The organism is Bowdeniella nasicola (assembly GCF_900107735.1).
Classification (GTDB): Bacteria; Actinomycetota; Actinomycetes; order Actinomycetales; family Actinomycetaceae; genus Bowdeniella; species Bowdeniella massiliensis.
On record NZ_FNQV01000012.1, the window covers coordinates 1 to 17197 of the forward strand.

The following is a 17197-nucleotide window of genomic DNA, read 5'->3' on the forward strand; positions in this document are numbered from 1 at the left end:
ACGAACCTTCTTCGCAGCCGCCGGGATCGTGGTCACCGGGGTGATGACTGATAACGGCAGCTGCTACCGGTCCGGGCTCTTCAAAGAATCGCTCGGCAAACATGTGACACATCGATTCACTCGTCCGTATCGTCCCCAAACAAACGGCAAGGTCGAACGCTTCAACCGCACACTGGCTGAGGAATGGGCATATGCCGACACCTATGGCACTGATGAAGCCAGGGCCGCAACCTACGGCGCCTAGCTTCATCACTACAATCATCACAGACCCCATACCGGGATCGGTGGTCTTACTCCATCAGAACGCGTTCACAACCTCACGGGGAACTACATCTAGCGCCCCCTTCGAGTTTGCTGGCACCTGGCCCGCGCGCCTGATCGCCACCGCTATCCACGCCGGCCACGGCCTGCGGCCCGAGCTCGCCGAGCTCATAGCCCTACCCGAGGCCGATCGCCTGCGCGAGGAGGATCCGTTCACCGATCGCCTCATCGACGGCTTCGATACGCGCGTCTACGTTGACCGTTCGCGCTTCGAGGTGGATCTCAACCGCGACGCCGACGGCGCCGTGTATCGCAGCCCCGCCGAGGCCTGGGACCTGAAGGTCTGGCACGATACGGAGCTCGACGCGGCAAACGTCGCCGCCTCCCGCGAGATCCACACCGCGTTTTACGACGAGCTGCGCGCCCGTCTGGATGAGTGCGCGAAGCATGGCCCGTTCGTCATCTACGACGTGCACTCCTATAACCATCGCCGCGACGGCGCCGATAGGCCCGCCGCCCCCGAGGCCGATAACCCCGAGGTCAACGTCGGCACCGGCTCGCTCAACTCCGAGCGCTTCGGCGGCATCGTCACCGCATTTATAGGCGCGCTGCAGGCCCAGCGCGTGCCGTGGGGCACGCTCGATGTGCGCGAGAACGTGCGCTTTTTCGGCGGACACCTCGCGCAGTGGGTGCACGAGAACTACCCCGAGACGGGCATCGTCCTCGCGCTCGAGTTCAAAAAGACGTTCATGGACGAGTGGAGCGGCATTCCCGACGAGGCACACCTGCGGGCGCTGAACGCGGCCCTGCGCGAGACGGTGCCCGCCACGCTCGCGGCACTCGACAAGCTGGAGGCGCCGTGAGCGAGGAGGACGCGCAGGTTTCCACCGACCGCCCGGGCGGTGCCGCGACGGGGCTTGCCGCCGGAGACCTCGCCGTCGATCACGCCCTCGCGCTGCTGTCCTCCTCGATGCGTTTTCTGCTCGATGTCACGCCCGATAACGCCGACGAGATCCGCGAGCCCTTCCTCGCCGGCGAGGTCGATGAGCCCGAGTTTTCCTACCGCGAGCTCGACGCCGATCCGGACGTGCTCGACGCGATGCTCAATTTCATCGCCTTTGACGCCGTCGCCGATCCAGCGCTCGGTTCACTGCTGCGTGCCAAGGCCCGCGACGTGCGCCTGCAGATCGAGATGCTGCGCGCCCGCGGCACCGCGGACTTCAAGAACCTCTCACTCGAGCTCTACGGCTCGGTGACGCCCGCCCTGCGCGAGGTCGCCGAGCACCTCCTTTCCGACGTGCCGCCCGAGGCGCCGCGCGCCGATAGCGTCGACGCCGAGGAATTTCGGAAGCTCGCGCTCGCCGAGTTCGACTACTACCGCGAGCAGGACGGCGACATCGCGATGAACGCCGAGGTGCGCGACGACGTCGTCGGCGTCCTCGTCGCCGGCGATACGCTCATGATCAGCCAGTCGGCGCACATTGCTCGCGAGCGCGCGAACGCGCTGCTGCAGCACGAGGTCGGCACGCACCTCGTCACGCAGGTCAACGGCGCCCACCAGCCGATCAAGCTGCTCGGCGCGGGCCTGGCCCGCTACGACGAAACCCAGGAGGGCCTGGCCGTGCTCGCGGAGATCGCCTGCGGTGGCCTCACGCGCTCGCGGCTGCGGCAGCTCGCGGCGCGCGTGCTCACCGTCGACGCGATGCTCGCCGGCGCCAGCTTCCGCGAGGCCTTCAACGCCCTGACCGCCGCCGAGTTCACGCCCGCGAGCGCCTACACCACCGTCATGCGCGTCTACCGCGGCGGCGGCTTTACCAAGGACGCCATCTACCTGCGCGGCCTCGTCGACCTGCTAGCCCATGTGCGCGAGGACGGTAACCTCGGACACCTGTGGCTCGGCAAGTTCGCGCTGCAGGATCTGCCGCTCGTGCGTGACCTCGCCGAGCGCGGCATCCTCGCGCCCGCGCGCCTGACCCCGCGCTACGTCACGGAGCCCTTCATGGCCGAGCGCCTCACCGCGGCCGCCGACGCCGACCTCGCGAGCCTCGTCATGACGCTCGAGAGCTAACGCCCGACCATTCTTGCCGCATCACCTCCTACCTGGAAAAGGACCCCCGCATGAAAATCGGATTTGTTGTCAACGACGTCGCAACCGAGGAGCCGTTTTATACGACGACGCGCCTGGCGATGGCAGCCACCCAGGCCGGGCACGAGACCTGGCTCATGGGCATGGGCGATTTCGGCTATGAGCCGGACTCGACGCTGTCCGCGCGGGCCTCGGCCAGCCAGCCCGGTAAGTCCTACCGCTCGCTGGAGCGCTACTTGGAGGACGTGCAAAAGCCGGATCAGGAAAAGCTCGTCTCGGTGTCCGACTTCGACGTCATCATGCTGCGGGCCGATCCGGCCGATGACGCGAGCGAAAACCCATGGGCGAACACCGCGGGCGTCGCCTTCGGTCAGCTCATTGCATCCTCAGGCGTCCTCGTCGTCAACGACCCGACCTCGCTCGCCGGGGCGCTCTCCAAGGCCTATTTCCAGCATTTCCCGGAGGCGGTGCGCCCGCGCACGCTGATCTCACGCAATGAGGAGCGCATCCGCGATTTCGTCGACGAGCTCGGCGGCCGCGCGGTGCTCAAGCCGCTGCAGGGCTCGGGCGGCTCGGGCGTCTTCCTCGTCAACACGAAGGAATCGCCCAACCTCGCCCAGATCGTGGAGGCCATTTCGCGCGACGGCTACGTCGTCGCCCAGGAATACCTTCCCGAGGCGAAGGACGGTGACGTGCGCATGTTCGTCATGAACGGGGAGCCGCTGAAGGTGGGCGACGCCTACGCGGCCTTCCGACGGGTGCCCTCCAGCTCGGATGTGCGCTCGAACATGTCGAGCGGTGGTAAGGCCCAGGCCGTGAAGGTCACCGAGGAGATGCTGCACCTCGTCGAGCTCGTGCGCCCCAAACTCCAGGCCGACGGGATGTTCCTCGTCGGGCTCGACATCGTCGGCGACAAGCTCATGGAGGTCAACGTCTTCTCGCCCGGCGGGCTCGGCTCCTGCCAGCAGCTCTACGACGTCGACTTCGCCCCCGCCGTGATCGCGGACCTGGAGCGCAAGATCGCGATCCGCGACCACTACGGCAACGAGCTCACTAACGCCCGCCTCGCGAGCGTCTAGTTGTTGAGGTAAATGACCGCCGAGTAGGGCGCGATGTCCAGCTGATTCGTGCCGCCCTCGCCAAGGCCCGGCGTTTCGTGATTGCCAAAGAGCTGGCTGTAGCGGCTCGCGTCGGAGTTAAAGACGACGCGCCAGTTGCCCGGCAGGTCGATCGGCACTTGCTTGGCGTCGGTGGAGAAGTTCGCCGCGATGAGCGCCGCCGCGCCGTCGATCGTGCCGCGCGTGAAGGCCAGCACCTTCGCCTCGTTATCGGCGATGATGATGTTCGTCTGCGAGCCCTGCAACGCCACGGATTCGCCGTAGAGGTTGCGCCGCAGTGAGATGACGTCGCGGAACATTTGCGTCAGGTCGCGCAGCTCCCAGGCCTGTTCCCAGTCCAGCGGCACGGTGTCGCGGAACCATTCGCCCTCGAGGAACTCCTGGCCCTGGAAGAGCATCGGGATGCCGGGGGCGGTCAGCGTGAGGACCGCCCCGAGGGTCGCGCGCTTTTGCGCGGCCCAGCCCGTCGGGTCGGCCTCATCGACCTCGCTTGGCACGCGCGCCGAACCGTTGGCGACCTCGTCGTGCGATTCGGTGTAGATGACGCGATCGAAGGGGTGGTGGTATTCGTGCGTGATCGCCGCCGCGAGCGCATCGATGGAGCGCGCTGCGTCGTCGGGCGTGGTGAGGGCCGCCCGCACGGGGTGGACGAACTCGCTATCCCACTGGGCGTGCATCGCGCCGCCGCCTTCGGCCGGATCGGTGACAGCGGCGTCGTTGTGCAGGTCCTCGGCGATCGCGAGCCGGCCGGGGAACTCCGAGCGCACGAGCCGCGCCACGTCGCCCATCATCGTCCAACCCTCTTCGATATCATCGCCGAAGCCGTTGCCAGCGCGCATGTAGGGCGTCATATCGAGCCGTAGCCCGTCCATGTGGTAGTCGCGCAGCCACATGCGGGCGTTATCGAGGATGAAGTCGCGCACCTCGCGCCGGCCGTAGTCGGGCCGGGTATCGCCCCAGGGCGTGGACGAGCGCCAGTCCTGGTAGAAGTAGATGCCGCCCTTGTCGTTTTCGCTACAGCCGTCGAACTGCCAGATGGACAGATCCGAGGGGCCGAAGTGGTTGTAGACGACGTCGACGATGACGGCGATGCCGTTTTTGTGCGCCTCGCGCACGAAGGTCTTCAGCGCATCGGGCCCGCCGTAGCTGGATTCGACGGCGAACATGTGGGCCGGGTTGTAGCCCCAGGAGATATCGCCCGCGAACTCCATGAGCGGCATGAGCTCGATCGCGTTGACGCCGAGCTCGCGCAGGTAGCCGAGCTTGCCGGTGAGGTCGTTCAGGTCCGCGCCGGAATCGTCGGCGGGAACGAAGGAGCCGATGTGCGTTTCGTAGATGACGAGCTGGTGCGCGCGCGGGGTGTCGAACGCGTCGTCGTCCTGCCAGTCGAAGTCGGCGTGGTTATAGAGCACGCCGTTGCCGACGGAGTTCGTCACGCGCGTGGCGCGCGGGTCGATGCGGTAGAACGAGTTCTCGCCGTTGGTGATGATGAACTGGTATTCCTGACCGGTCTGCGCGCCCGGCACCTCGCCGTAGAAGTGGCCGTTGCCTTCATCGGCTAGCGCGTTCGCGGACTCATTCCAGTCGTTAAAATCGCCGACGACGTGTACGGCGTCGGCATTGGGCGCCCAGACGCGAAAGGCGTACCCGCCCTCGATCGGAAAGGCGCCCATCCCCGGTTGTGCTTCACTCATCGATTACCGTCCTCACGGTTAATAGCGGGGCAGCCCGCAACGAAAAACTGCCGCGCCACCGCTCATCGGTGTCGCGACAGTGTGATCGTAGCGCGCTCGCGGCGCGCTCGCGCGGTGAGGCTTAGAGCTCGGGGAACCAGATCGCGATCTCGCGCGCGGCCGATTCCGGTGCGTCGGAGCCGTGCACGACGTTTTCGATGTTGCCCGTGCCCCAGTCGCGCGCGAGGTCGCCGCGGATGGTGCCGGGCGCGGCGCTCGTGGGATCCGTCGTGCCAGCGAGCGAGCGGAAGCCCTCGACGACGCGTTCGCCCTCGGCGACGATCGCGACGACAGGCCCGTCGGACATGTAGGCGACGAGGTCCGCGTAAAACGGCTTTTCGGTGTGCTCGGCGTAGTGCTCGGCGAGCAGGTCCGCGCTGGCTTCGCGCATGTGCAGCGCGACGATGCGGTAGCCCTTGGCTTCGATGCGTCGCAGGACTTCGCCGATCTGCCCGCGCTTGACGCCGTCGGGCTTGACGAGGATGAGGGTGCGTTCAACAGTGCTCATGGGGCCTATGCTATCGGGCCGGGCGCCCCGGCGGCGGTCCCTTCGTCCCGCTCCACGTGGGCGATTTCGGCGGCGTAGCGCTCGGCGCGTTCGCGATCGATTTTCGTGCCGAGGTAGACGGAGACGCCCCACAGGACGGCGAAGATCACCCCGAGGGCGAACATGTCGCCGAGCCAGAAACCGGAGGCGAGCAGCGCGACCTGCACGCCAGTGCCGACGATGAGGCCCGCGCGCGTGCGCAGCAGGCCCGCGGCGAGCAGGGCGAGGGCGGCGACGACGCCCCCGATGAGGGCGGCACTCTGCCCGTCGACGATGCGCAGCCCGTAGAGCACGAGCGCCAAAAACAGCGCGACGAATGCCTCGAGCACGAGCAGGACGACGCAAAACAGGTAGCGCGCCGAGCGCGGTGGCGGCGGGGCGTTTCGTGGTTGGGGCGCGCCTGCTGCGGGAGGTTGATGAGCTGTCACGTCTTAAGCTTCCCATAGATAGCGCGCACCCCCGCCGCTGGTTCCAGCCGAGGCTGGAGGCCAGTAGCGGGGGTGCGCGTTCCGTGGCGCCGGGCGCTGCGTCGCTAGGCGCGGTGGCGCGGCGAGCGCGGTTAGCCGGCGGCCTGCCAGGTGCCGGTGACCACGCGGCCGAAGTCCTCGCGGCCGGGGCGCTCGTCGTCGATCGTGACGCCGACCGTCGAGCCGTTGAGGAAGGCGCCCGCGCCGGACTCGGCGGCCTTGACCGTGTACAGCTTGTTCTCGCCTCGGTCGAAGACGAAGTCCTTGTCGAGGCCCGAGCCGCCGGTGAAGACGAGCAGCTCGTCGTTCAGCCACACGTCATGCGGCTGGGCCTTCTCCCCCGGGTCGAAGACTTGGGCAGTCTCGTCGTCCGGGTTGTACAGGATGATCTTGGAGTTTTCGCCCTCGGGCGTGATGAGGATGGCCGTCGCCATGCCGGGTGCGGTGCTGACGATCGGCGCCTGCGTCAGCTGCCCGAAGTTGCCTTGGAGGAACGGCACGAGAATGGTGCCCTCGGCGTCGTAGTTTTGCAGCGCGAAGCCGGGCTCGGTGTTGCCTTCCTCGATGACGCTCGGCCACTGCACGAAGCCGATGCGCTCGCCGTAGTTGAAGGGGTTGGAGCCCTGGGCGGCACGGCTCAGATCCTCGCCGGCGAGGTTGGTGGAGGCGATATCGAAGACGCCTTCCTTGCCCTCGCCCTCGGCGGGCTTTTCGAAGTAGACGCGCTCGCCGATGACGCTCATGCGCGGGCCGGAGCCCCAGGTGTCGCTGCCGCCGCCGGGCACGCCGGTTTCCTCGTGGACGGCGGCGACCTTCTGCGTCTCGCGGTCGTAGACGAAGTACGTCCAATCCACGTTCTCGCCGGCCTTCGTCTCCACCCAGGCGATGTGGGATTCGGACGCGCTCACGGGGCCGCAGGTGCGGGCCTGGCGGCCCTGCCCGTCGGGTGCCTCGATGACCTCATCCTTGCCGCCGGTGCGGATGATGAGCTGGCAGTCGTTGGGCTCCTTGGCGCCCTTCAGCGAAGGCATGGACCGCAGCAGGGCTGAGTCCTCGCCGAGCAGCGCGACGAGGTCTTCCTCGCGCTCGCCGACCTTCTCGATCGGCTCGGCGTCCTCGTTCAGCTTCAAGCGGCCTTCGGCGACGGCGTCGGGCTCATCACCGGTGACCTTAATGGTCTCGGTGATCTCGACGGCCTTATCGTCGGCGGTCCACAGGTCGCCCTTTTTCTTCTTGCTATCGGGCCGCTCGGCGGCGGCCTCGGTGGCCGCGGCCTCGGTCTCATCCGTGGAGGACGCCTCGGCGACGGTGGTCTCGGTTGCCGGGCTCGCGCCGTCCGCAGGTGGGGTGGCGCCGGAGCATGCGGCGAGGGTGATGGCGAGCGCGCTCGCGCCGGCCACGGTCAGGTAACGCAGGTGAGATTTCACGGTACATCTGCCCCTTAGGTAGGTGACATCATCTTGCGTGCACCCTCGACGCTAGCAATCTCGCTAGGACGCGTCATCCCGAAATGTCACATCCTGGCGGGCTGCCAGGACACAGAAAATCGAAACCTCGCGCGATCATGCGGAAAGGTCGGGCGAAATAATTTCCGAAATTGCCCGCGGTGGGCGCGCGGCGGTTAAGGCAGCGCGCTTGGGGGCGGCTGTGGCGGGCTGGCTAGGCCTTGGCCGGGGCGTCCCCAAAGTCGCGCTCGACAAGCGCCGTGATGGCCTCCAGCGCCGCCGGTGCGTCGGGGCCGGCAGCACTGACGTGCATCGTCGCGCCCTGGCCGAGGCCCAGCGCCATGAGGGTGAGGACGGAGGTGGCGGGCTTGTCGTTCACGGTGATCGTGGCGTTAAAGCTCGCGGCCAGGCGGGACAGGGCTGCGGCGGGGCGCGCGTGCAGCCCCACGTCATTGCGCAAGACGAGGTCGGTCGTCAGGCGATTCGCGGCGGCGGCCTCGGCTGCGGCTTCGGCCGCGGCGCCGGCGGCGGTGGTGCTAGTTGCGGCGCCGTTGCTGGCGGAGCTGGCGGAGGTGGCGCTGGCTCCTGGTGCGTTCGAGCCGGCCGGGCTGGCGCTCGTCATGGCAGGTTCCGCGGGCTGCAGCGAGGTCACGGCGTCGGCGACCGCGGCGATCACCTCCCGCAGGCTCCCGCCGCCGTGAGCAACGACCGCGCCCGAGACGGCGCCCTCCACGAGGGGCCCTTCGGCAAGTGCCACGTGATTCGCGCCGGTGACGAAGTCGAGCACGGCCTCGGCGGTCATCGTCGCGGAGCCGAGGTCGGTCAGCAAGGCAGCGTCATCCCCCGCGGCGATGACCTCCTCGACGGCGCTCAGCACCTTGGAAAACGAGGTACCGATGCCGCCGTCATCCGTGCCGCCGACGGCGTGAAAGCTCACGCCGGGCGCCATTTGGCTGGCGAGCTCAACGACGCCGGCGGCCAGTTGCTGGGAGTGGGAGACGATGACGAGCTGGACGGCCATTACGCGTCCTTGGCTGCGCCGACAGTAGCGTCACCGGCGGCAGTACTACCGGCCGCTTCGGCTGCGGCTGCGGCGGCCGCGAGGATGAGACGAGAGGATTCGGCGCCCGGGTCTAGGTGGCCGATGGAGCGCTCCCCCAGGTAGGAGGCGCGGCCCTTGGTCGCCTTCATCTGCACGGTTGCCTGCGCGCCCGCTGCCGCGCCCTCGGCGGCAGCCTGCCAGACCTCGGCGGCGCTCGCCCCCGCGTCGGCGGCCTCCCGTGCTGCGTCGGCGGCCTGGCCCCAGGCGTCGACCATCGTCTTCTCGCCGCGATCGGCCTTGCCGCGCTTCTGGATGCCGGCAAGGGCCGCCGCCACGAGCTCGGCCGTCCCCGCAGCGTCGAGCTCATCACCGTCGGCCGCGCGGGAGGCATTGAGCAGGGCGGTGCCATACAGCGGGCCCGCGGCGCCGCCCACCGTCGACATGAGCGTCATCGCCGCCGACTTCAGCAGCTCGCTCATGGACTTCGCTTCGGCGTCGGCGTCGCGCAATTGCTCGCGCACGGCGGAAAAGCCGCGGTCCATATTCTCGCCGTGGTCGCCATCGCCGATGGCGCGGTCGAGCTCGATCAGGTCCACACGCGCATCACGCATCGCGTCGCACGCACGCAGCAGCCAGTCGGTGACGAAGGGGGCAGCAAGTGTCTCGCTCATGGTCGTATTGTCTCAGGTTGTTGCTAGCAGCGGACGAGTGCCGGCGTGTGGCATGGTGCATCCCAGGCCGCGAGCAGGTCCGCGTCCAGGCGCACGAGCGTGATCGAGACGCCCGCCATGTCCAGGCTCGTGACGTAGCTGCCGACGAGGCTGCGCGTGACGGCAATGCCGCGCGCGGTGCAGGCGTCGTAGGCGTGCGCGAAACACAGGTGCAGCTCGCTATCGGGGGTAGCGCCCATGCCGTTGACGAACAGCAGGACGTCGCCATCGGCGGCCGTCGCCTCGCCCGCCTCGAAATCGGCGAGGATCGCGTCCATGAGCGAGCCGATAATCTCCTTGGCCGGCCGCATCGGGACGCGCTCACGCCCGGGCTCACCGTGGATGCCGATGCCGAGCTCGATCTCGTCCTCGGCGAGATCGAACGTCGCCTGACCGAGGTTCGGGTTCACGCCCGCGCGCAACGCGACGCCCATGGAGCGCACGCTCGCGGCGGCACGCTCGGCGAGGGCGGTCACGGCCGCGAGGTCATCGCCGCGCGCGGCCGCAGCGCCCGCGATCTTTTCCACGACGAGGGTGCCGGCCACGCCGCGCCGCCCGGCGGTGAACGTCGAATCCTCGACGGCCACGTCGTCGGCGACGAGAACGCTCGCGACCTCAACGTCGTCGAGTTCGCACAACTCGGCGGCCGTCTCGAAGTTCATGACGTCGCCCGTATAGTTCTTCACGATCATGAGCACGCCGCGTCCCTCGTCGGCGGCCATCGTCGCCGCCTGGATCTGCGGGGCGGGCGGGGAGGTAAAGACCGGGCCGGGCACGGCCGCGTGGAGCATGCCGGGGCCGACGAGGCCGCAGTGCAGCGGTTCGTGGCCGGAGCCGCCACCGGAGATGACGGCGACCTGCGGCTCGCGTCCGCTGAGCGCTGGCCGGTCGGCCCGCAGGACGAAGTTCGGATTGGTGTGGACATCAAGGAGGTCGCCATGGGCGAGGGCGAGTCCCCGCAGATAGTCCTCGACGACGGTTTCGGGGGCGGTTACAAGCTTTTTCATCGCTACCTTCCTTGGTTGCGCGCTGTCCCCTTAAACGTACGCCAAACTCCGACGCCGATAAACCATATTCCGGAAATCCAAAACGCGAGCCAGATCGCGGCGGGCCGGGCCGGGAAGGCCACCATCAGCCAGATGAGGCAGATAAACCAGATGCTGACCGCGATGAGGTTGGGCAACATGAGCGCGCGCACCCGCAGCGGGTGCAGGAACGTCAGGTTAGAGACCGTCAACGCCGCGAACAGCACCGTCACGAGGACGTTGATGACCGGCCCGGTTTGCAGCAGCCAGAAATAGGCGGCGACGATATTCCACGCGGCCGGGAAGCCGACGAAGTACTGGTCGTGCGCCTTGACCTGGGTGTTGCAGTAGCAGAACGTGGAGGAGACGCACACGAGGATCATCATGATCATCGCGATCCACTTGGCGCCGAAGTCCACGTGCAGGTACATGAAGATGGCGGGCAGGAACGTCCAGGTGATGAAGTCGACGATGTTGTCGAGGATCGAACCGTCAAACCAGGGGACGCGGTTTTTTACGTCGGCGCGGCGCGCGAAGGTGCCGTCGAGGGCGTCGACGAGCAGCGCGATCGCGAGCCAGCCCCACATCTGCAGGATGCGGCCGTGGGCGAGCGAGATCGTCGCGAGGCACGCCCAGATGACGCCCGTCATGGTGAAGCCGTGCACCGACCAGACGGCTAGGCGTTGTTTCAGGCTCAGCTGCGGATAATTGGCCGAGCGCGCGTTGCGCCACACACTGCCGTCCGCTCCCCCCGGGCTGGCTGCCGTCATCTGCTTAGACCTTTCGTTTGCCGAGAATCTCGCGCGCGGCAGCGGCGAGATAGACGGAACCGAGCACGATGACGCCCGTCGTCGCGGCCGGTCCGGATTCCGATTCTGCCAGAGTCACCGCCTGCTCCAGCGCATCGCCTAGCGAGGGCGCGAGGCGCACGCGGTCCTCGCCGAAGACCTCGATCGCGAGTTCGGTGAGCTCGGTTGCCGGCAGGGCGCGCTCGCTCATGACCTCGGTGATGACGATCGCATCGAGGCTCGGTTCGAGCTCGACGAGCATCGCCTCGACGTTCTTATCGGCAAGGACGCCAAGGACCCCGACGAGGCGCGTGAAGCCGAAAGTTTCCTCCAGCGTCGCGACGGTGGCGGCGACGCCGTGGGGGTTGTGGGCGGCGTCGACGACGACCGTCGGCGAGGAGCGCACGACCTCCAGGCGGCCCGGGCTCGCGACGGCCATCATGGCGCGCTCAACGACCTCGGCCGGCAGTGATTCGCCGTCGAACAGCGCCTCGACGGCGGCCAGCGCGAGCAGCGCATTGTGGGCCTGGTGGGCGCCGTGCAGCGAGAGCAGGATGTCGGCGTAGGTGGCGGCGGGCGTGGCGAGGGTGAGGAACTGGCCGCCGACGGCGACCTGGCGGTCGACAACGAACAGCTCGCTACCCTCACGCAGCAGGCGCGCCCCGGCAGCGGCGGCCGCGGCGAGGATGACGCCGTCGACCTCCTCGCGCTGCGTCGCGGAGATGACGCTCGCGCCCGGCTTGATAATGCCGGCCTTCTCGCCGGCGATCTGCGTCAGCTCGGTGCCGAGGTAGCGTTCATGATCGCGGTCGATGGGCGTGAGCACCGCGACGGCGGCGTCGATAATGTTCGTCGCGTCGAAGGTGCCGCCCATGCCCACCTCGATGACGGCGACGTCGACGGGCGCGTTGGAAAACGCCACGATCGCCATGAGGGTGAAGACCTCGAAGAATGACAGGCGCGGCTCGCCGCGTTCGGTGGACTCGGCGTCGACGATGTCGAGGATCGGCTCGATTTCGCGGTAGACGTCGACGAAGTCCGCCGCCGAGATCGGCTCGCCGTCGATCGAGATACGCTCTCGCACGTCGTGCAGGTGCGGGGAGGTGAAGCGCCCGACACGCAGCCCGCGCTCGGCGATGAGGGCCTCGCTGATGCGGGCCGTCGAGGTTTTGCCGTTCGTGCCGGTGATGTGCACGGCGGAAAAATCGTGCTGCGGGGAGCCAAGCAGCTCGGCGGCGCGGCGCACGCGCGAGATCGTCGGCTCGAAATCATGCTCGGGGTTGCGCGTGAGGATGTCGCGGTAGATGCGCGCCACCTCCGCTTCGGCGAGCGCGTCGACCTCGGCCTGCTCCACGTCGTCGCTGGCCTTGACCTCCGCCACGACGGAGGGGTCCGGGCCGGCGACGAGTGCCGAGGTGAGCAGGTCGCTCAGCGCCGCCTCGTGGGCGGCCTCCGCGGCGGCGGCCTGTTCGACCTCGCGCTCCTCGTCGAGATAGTCCTCGTGATCCTCAGGTGTCATGGACCTATCTTCGCTCATAGCTCGACTTTGCTGACCTCGACCCGCTGCTCGCCCTCCGCCAGGGTCAGCGAGTTGGCGAGCGTCTCCGCGCACACGAGCTCGCGGTTCGCCTCGATCGCGGCGAGCTGATCGGCGGGCAGCGTCAGCGACAGCTCGATGCGGTCGGAGACGTGCAAGCCGGCGTCCTTGCGCGCGGACTGCACGGCGCGGATGAGGTCACGCGCCACGCCCTCGGCGGCGAGCTCGTCGCTGATCTCGGTATCGAGCACGACGACGGTGCCGCCGGAAAGGACGGCCGCGGCCTCGCCAGCTTCCGTGTTCACGCTCTGGGTGAGCGTGTACTGGCCGGGGCCAAGGCGCACGGGCGCTGCTTCCCCGTCGACGGACAGCAGCAAATCCTCGCCGTCCAGGCTGAAAGCGCCGGACTTAGCGGCCGCGAACAGCTTGGAGGTCAGGCGCCGCAGCTGCGGATCGAGTTCGCGCGGCTGGACGGCGACGCTCGTCGTGACATCGAGCCCGCACGTGACGACGTCTTGCAGATCGACGTGCTTGACGTTGAGCTCGCTCGCGATGAGCTCCCTAAACGGCTCAAGGCGCGCGGGATCCGTCGTGACGACGCGCAGCGTCGCAAGGGGCTGGCGCACGCGGATCTTTTCCGCCTTGCGTAGGCCGTGCGCGCCCGAGATGACCTCGCGGGCCTCGTCGGTGGCGGCAACGAGATCGTCGTCGACGGGGAAGGTCTGCGCGTCGGGGAAGTCGGTCAGGTGCACGGACTCGCCGCCGGTGAGCCCCCGCCAGATCTCCTCGGTCACGGACGGCAACAGCGAGGCGGCCACCTCGCAGAGCGTCACGAGGGCCGTGTACAGCGTGTCGAACGCGGCCTCGTCATCACCCCAGAAGCGGTCGCGTGATTCACGGATGTAGAAGTTCGTCAACGTATCGATGTAGCTGCGGACGGACTCCGTTGCGGCCGGGATGTCGTAGGCGTCCAGTTTTTCTCGCACTTCGCGCACGAGGTCACCGGTCTTGGCCATGAGGTAGCGGTCGAGCACCGCGCTCGATTCGGTGGAAAAGCGTGCCTCGTAGCCCTGCTGGCCGCGATAGGCCCCGGCGTAGAGCGCGAAGAAGTACCACGCGCTCCAGATCGGCAGAAGCACCTCGCGCACCGCGGCGCGGATCGCCTCTTCGGTCACGATGAGGTTGCCGCCGCGCACGACGGGCGAGGACATGAGGAACCAGCGCATCGCATCGGAGCCGTCGCGGTCGAAGACCTCATTAACGTCCGGGTAGTTGCGCAGCGACTTGCTCATCTTGCGGCCATCGGAGCCGAGGACGATGCCGTGCGAGATCGCCGAGGTGAAGGCCGGGCGGTCAAACAGCGCGGTAGCAAGCACGTGCAGCGTGTAGAACCAGCCGCGAGTTTGCCCCACGTATTCGACGATGAAGTCGCCCGGGTAGTGCGATTCGAACCATTCGGTGTTCTCAAACGGGTAGTGCACCTGGGCGTAGGGCATCGAGCCGGATTCGAACCAGCAGTCCAGCACGTCGGGGATACGACGCATCATCGACTTGCCGGTCGGATCGTCCGGGTTGGGACGCACGAGCGTATCGATGAAGGGGCGGTGCAGGTCGGTGACCTCGACGCCGAAGTCGGCCTCGAGGTCCGCGATCGAGCCGTAGACGTCAGTGCGCGGGTAGGCGGGATCGTCGGAGACCCACACCGGGATGGGGCTGCCCCAGTACCGGTTGCGGGAGATCGACCAGTCGCGCGCGCCTTCGAGCCACTTGCCGAACTGGCCGTCCTTGATGTGCTCGGGCACCCAGGTGATCTCCTGGTTGAGCTCGACCATGCGGTCGCGGAACTTCGTGACGGCGACGAACCAGGAGGAGACGGCGCGGTAGATCAGGGGTTCGCGGCAGCGCCAGCAGTGCGGGTAGGGGTGGACGTAGGAGGCATCGCGCACGAGGACGGGACGCACGTCCTCGCTCCGGCGCCCGATTGGTCCGGACGCATCGCGCAGGTCGGTCATGATCGCGCGGTTGGCGTCAAAGACCTGCTGGCCTTCGTAGTCGGGCACCTCGGAGGTGAATTTGCCGGCGTCGTCGACGGGCACGACGGGCAGGATGCCGGCGTCGTGGCAGGCGAACATATCGTCTTCACCGAAGGCGGGCGCCATATGGACCAGGCCGGTGCCGTCTTCGGTTGTGACGAAGTCACCGGCAAGGATCGTAAACGCGTTCGGGCCCGGGGCCTCATCATCGCTGCGGCCGGCGAAGTAGTCGAAGATCGGGTGGTAGCGGCGTCCAACGAGCTCACTGCCCTTGAAACGCTCAGCTACGCGCGGCTCTTCGCCCAGTTCCTTTGCGTAGGCGGCAAGCAGCGCCTCGGCGATGATGACCCGCTCCCCCGCGAGCACACCCTCGGCCGGTTCGACGACGACGTAGTCGACCTCGGGGCCGACGGCGATCGCCAAGTTAGAAGGCAGCGTCCATGGGGTCGTGGTCCAGATCAGCGCAAACTCGCCGGTCTCCAGTCGCACGCCGACGGTCGCGGTGCGGTCCTGGCGATCCTGGTAAACGTCGTCGTCCATCTTCAGTTCGTGATTGGACAGCGGCGTCTGATCGTTCCAGCAGTACGGCAGCACGCGGTAGCCCTCGTAGGCTAGGCCCTTGTCGTACAGGGTCTTGAACGCCCAGATGACGGACTCCATGAACGTCAGGTCGAGCGTCTTATAGTCATTGTCGAAATCGACCCAGCGGGCCTGGCGGGTGACGTAGTCCTCCCACTCCTTGGTGTAGCGCAGCACCGAGGAGCGGCACGCCTCGTTGAAGGCGCCGATGCCCATGCCGCCCTCACCCTCGATCTCGGACTTGTCCTCGATCCCTAGGATGCGTTCGGCTTCAAGTTCGGCGGGCAGGCCGTGAGTGTCCCATCCGAAGCGTCGCTCGACGCGGTGGCCGAGCTGAGTTTGGTAGCGGCCGATGACGTCCTTGACGTAACCGGTCAGCAGGTGTCCGTAGTGCGGCAGGCCGTTAGCAAAGGGCGGGCCGTCATAGAAGATGAACTCGTTTTCGCCCCGCGCGCCGGCATCGCGCTGCTCGACCGACTTGGTGAACGTGTCGTCGGCCTCCCAGTAGCGCAGGATCTCTTCTTCGATCGCAGGGAAGTTCGGCGAGGGGTTAACCGCCTCGGCCCGGTGCTTCGGGTAGATGCCGTGCTTGTTTTCGCTCATCGTTTCTGCCTCATCAACGCCATTTGTTCATGAGGACGACGGCTGCTAAGCCACCGCGGTACCACCTCGATTGCCGCAATACGATGATCGCGGCCGCTTCATCTGTCGGCTGTGTCGGGCCTACCCGTTCGGTTCTACTAAGCGCGACGCTGGCCGCGTCGGCGGTTCTTCCGAAGGCTCCCCGGTGATAGCCGGATCGACGCCACTGATGATCATAACTCATGACACATCCCTAATATTCCCGCGCCTGCGCATGCGAATATGTGACGTCGATGTCAGGGTAGATATATGAAACGCACGCACATGACCAGAATCAGCGCTGTCGCCGCGGCCGGTCTTCTCGCCGCGAGCCTGGCAGCGTGCTCCGATAACGATGCCACGACGGTGACCACCACGACCCCATCTCCAGCCGAGACCACCGAGCAGGCAACTCCGGATGCCACCGATGAGACCACGACCGAGGCGAGCGACGACGAAACGAGCAGCAGCGGTGATGCGAGCGTGACGGAGTCCGACGCATTGCCCGAGGCGGGGGCGAAGGCCATGGACACCGTCCTTGCTGCCCACCCGGGTGACGTCATTGAACTGGACTGGGACAACCAGCGTTCGCGCTGGAAGGTCGAGGTGCTGAGCGAAGACAAGGCGCAAAAAGTCGAGGTCTACACCAATGCGGAGGGCACCGAGGTCACGGAGACGGATGACGTCGAAAAGCCGGACCAAAAGGACCTCGACCGCGTTGCAGCTATTCAGGTTTCCATCACCGAAGCCATCAACCAGGTGATGAAGGAACACCCCGGCATCTTCGATGAAGCCGAGCTGACCGACGACAACGGACGCATCGTGTGGTCCGTTGAGGTGGATAAAGAAGGCGCAAACCAGGAAGACATCGAGATGTATGTCGATGTGAAGACCGCAGAGATGTACCCCGACGACTAAACGTCCATGTCCCCCACAAACTCGCGCCCGGGTGCCTGATCACCCGGGCGCGGCTCTATGTTCGGGATGCCTGTGAGCTCGTTATCCAGCCGGCAAATATCTGCTTTCGGAAAGCAACAATCGTCAGCCCGAGAACCCACCAACCCCGCTGCAGAGGCCCAAGTGCCACGATAAGGAGCCCCGGACCCCATTCGACCAGTTCCTGCCATCCGACCGAAACGGGAAAGGTGTAGAGCGGAATCAGCACTACCGATACGAAGGCGAGGCTGAGGAAACACCACATTGCT

General features: G+C 67.0%; 14 protein-coding genes and 1 pseudogene. 5 read left to right on the forward strand and 10 right to left on the reverse strand.

The window, feature by feature from the left end; translation table 11 throughout:
- The 4 genes and pseudogenes from BLU67_RS09300 to BLU67_RS09315 form a co-directional block, all read left to right on the forward strand.
- A pseudogene (locus BLU67_RS09300) lies at positions 1-337 on the forward strand (integrase core domain-containing protein); the annotation flags it as partial.
- Positions 285-1124, forward strand: a complete 840-nt coding sequence (locus BLU67_RS09305) for an N-formylglutamate amidohydrolase (protein WP_092565284.1) — start codon at positions 285-287, stop codon at positions 1122-1124. The pseudogene BLU67_RS09300 and the gene BLU67_RS09305, both read left to right, overlap by 53 nt.
- Positions 1121-2329, forward strand: coding sequence for a peptidase MATCAP family protein (locus BLU67_RS09310; protein WP_222842449.1), 1209 nt, complete (start codon positions 1121-1123; stop codon positions 2327-2329). The genes BLU67_RS09305 and BLU67_RS09310 overlap by 4 nt, the downstream gene beginning before the upstream one ends.
- Positions 2330-2379: 50 nt before the next feature.
- Entirely contained in the window at positions 2380-3426 is a 1047-nt protein-coding gene (locus BLU67_RS09315; protein ID WP_092565286.1) for a glutathione synthetase, read from the forward strand.
- On the opposite strand, the gene BLU67_RS09320 is transcribed toward BLU67_RS09315, so the two are convergent.
- From BLU67_RS09320 to ileS, 10 genes are all read right to left on the reverse strand, one after another.
- A complete protein-coding gene (locus BLU67_RS09320; RefSeq protein WP_222842450.1) occupies positions 3423-5159 on the reverse strand; it encodes an alpha-amylase family glycosyl hydrolase in 1737 nt (578 codons plus the stop codon). The genes BLU67_RS09315 and BLU67_RS09320 overlap by 4 nt on opposite strands.
- Before the next feature lie 121 nt (positions 5160-5280).
- Complete coding sequence (gene ndk, locus BLU67_RS09325; protein WP_092565290.1) at positions 5281-5706, reverse strand: nucleoside-diphosphate kinase; 426 nt, start codon at positions 5704-5706, stop codon at positions 5281-5283.
- A gap of 5 nt (positions 5707-5711) precedes the next feature.
- Positions 5712-6173, reverse strand: a complete 462-nt coding sequence (locus tag BLU67_RS09330; protein ID WP_092565292.1) for a DUF4233 domain-containing protein — start codon at positions 6171-6173, stop codon at positions 5712-5714.
- Positions 6174-6304: 131 nt separating this feature from the next.
- Positions 6305-7639: a hypothetical protein gene (locus tag BLU67_RS09335; RefSeq protein ID WP_092565294.1), complete on the reverse strand. Its 1335-nt coding sequence runs from the start codon at positions 7637-7639 to the stop codon at positions 6305-6307.
- Between the two features lie 232 nt (positions 7640-7871).
- Positions 7872-8678 (reverse strand): dihydroxyacetone kinase phosphoryl donor subunit DhaM, encoded by an 807-nt coding sequence (gene dhaM / locus BLU67_RS09340; protein WP_092565296.1) that lies wholly within the window; start codon positions 8676-8678, stop codon positions 7872-7874.
- The gene (gene dhaL / locus BLU67_RS09345) at positions 8678-9370 is read right to left on the reverse strand and encodes a dihydroxyacetone kinase subunit DhaL (RefSeq protein WP_092565298.1); all 693 of its coding nucleotides are present in this window, start codon (positions 9368-9370) and stop codon (positions 8678-8680) included. Before dhaL ends, dhaM begins: the two co-directional genes overlap by 1 nt.
- Positions 9371-9393: 23 nt before the next feature.
- Positions 9394-10416, reverse strand: coding sequence for a dihydroxyacetone kinase subunit DhaK (gene dhaK, locus BLU67_RS09350; protein ID WP_092565300.1), 1023 nt, complete (start codon positions 10414-10416; stop codon positions 9394-9396).
- A gap of 2 nt (positions 10417-10418) precedes the next feature.
- Positions 10419-11204 (reverse strand): CDP-alcohol phosphatidyltransferase family protein, encoded by a 786-nt coding sequence (locus tag BLU67_RS09355; RefSeq protein WP_092565302.1) that lies wholly within the window; start codon positions 11202-11204, stop codon positions 10419-10421.
- 4 nt (positions 11205-11208) lie between these two features.
- Entirely contained in the window at positions 11209-12741 is a 1533-nt protein-coding gene (locus BLU67_RS09360) for a bifunctional folylpolyglutamate synthase/dihydrofolate synthase (RefSeq protein ID WP_092565304.1), read from the reverse strand.
- A 14-nt stretch (positions 12742-12755) separates the two neighbouring features.
- A complete protein-coding gene (ileS, locus tag BLU67_RS09365) occupies positions 12756-15974 on the reverse strand; it encodes an isoleucine--tRNA ligase (RefSeq protein WP_092565306.1) in 3219 nt (1072 codons plus the stop codon).
- A gap of 288 nt (positions 15975-16262) precedes the next feature.
- Between ileS and BLU67_RS09370 the strand changes: the two genes are divergently transcribed.
- A complete protein-coding gene (locus tag BLU67_RS09370) occupies positions 16263-16910 on the forward strand; it encodes a PepSY domain-containing protein (protein WP_092565308.1) in 648 nt (215 codons plus the stop codon).
- The last annotated feature ends 287 nt before the right edge of the window (positions 16911-17197 follow it).